Annotated in this window: 1 protein-coding gene; it reads right to left on the bottom strand. The window is 37.3% G+C overall.

The genetic code is table 11. The features are described 5' to 3' along the window. Positions 1-193 precede the first annotated feature (193 nt). Complete coding sequence (locus ACFIL2_RS00170) at positions 194-1,237, bottom strand: tyrosine-type recombinase/integrase (RefSeq protein WP_375680233.1); 1,044 nt, start codon at positions 1,235-1,237, stop codon at positions 194-196. Positions 1,238-1,323: the final 86 nt, after the last annotated feature.

The raw sequence follows: 1,323 nt of genomic DNA, 5'->3' as shown, positions 1-1,323 counted from the left end.
TTGTATAAACCACAAGAGGTGGACTAAAAGGTGGTCTGAAAAATAGAAAATCAAATAAAAAATTATATATTTCAATATGTTTAAGAAATAAAATGGTGCCCCCAGAGATTCAATAATTTTAAATAAAATAAATGAGTTATTGCGATATGGGGGAAATTTATCATTATTGATTCCATTAACGTTTTTTATAGCACTATCCCTCATTTTTTTGGAGCTTTTTTATCGCTTCTATAGCTAGCCTTTTGCGGTCTGCGCTCTTTGTGTAAAGAGATGCCATGTTGTCGTCGGTCCATCCAAAAATTGCCTTGAGTTGTGATACTGTTGCACCTGAATTAGCGGCGCGTGTTGCTGCTAATTTTCTTAAGCCATGTGCTGATTTTTTGATTCCCGCCGCATTACACGCTTCACGGAATAAGTTTCCAAAACTTTCTTTTACGAGTTTATTTCCGTTTTTTCCGCAAATGAATGTTTCATTTCCAATAGGACCAATTTTTAGAGTTTCTGCTAATTCAGGCAAAATGGGTAGAAAAACATCTGTTTGGAATTTACTTTTCTCTGTCTTGAGATGAATGATATTATCTTTGACATCTTTCCAACCAATGCGGACCGCATCACCACGACGCAAACCCGTGTAAAGAAGAACATCAATCCAGACGCGTTCATGTGAACCATGTGACCAATGGTGATAATATTTTTCAACATCTTCTTCTGTCCAAACAGCAAATCCATCTTTGTTGTTGAGAGGAGGTCTTTTTATTCCTAAAGCTGGGTTATTCTCCAGAAGTTCTTGATCGATCGCCCAATTAAAAAGTCCATTAAGTGCTTTTAGAAAATTTTGGGCAGCTGTTGGTTTTTCTTTGCGGCGTTCAACACCCGCTGTAATATGTGATTTCTTTATTTCTCTATATGGAATGTTTCCTATAGCATCACATACCTTCATAAGGATAAGTTCTCTTTGTCTTTTCGTAGCTTTAGCAAGGCTATGCCAATGAACGCTGTTAAAGTATTGTTTAAGCAGCCATGCAAATGACCCTTCAACAAGTTTACCGGTTTTTGATTTAGGAAGTATAAGCCCTTGTAATTCGGCAAGTGCGCTTTTGTAGTTGTCAACAAACTCTTGCGTTCCATAGGTTCCGCGGATTCTAATACGTGGTCCATGACCAATACGTACATACCATACAATTTTGCCATGTTGAGTAATTTGTTTAACGAGATGAGGAGGGCGTGGTTTTGGCATGATCAATTTTACATCTTAGAGAGTGCGGTTTCGTAATATTCATTCTTTGACAAATCTAAAAGTTTGTCTGGGTGGCTAACTGAATT

Source organism: Bartonella sp. AP30XZML (genome assembly GCF_042195945.1).
In the GTDB taxonomy this organism is placed as follows: Bacteria; Pseudomonadota; Alphaproteobacteria; order Rhizobiales; family Rhizobiaceae; genus Bartonella.
Note: the sequence above shows the minus strand (reverse complement) of the source record. Positions and strands in the feature narration are given on the sequence as shown.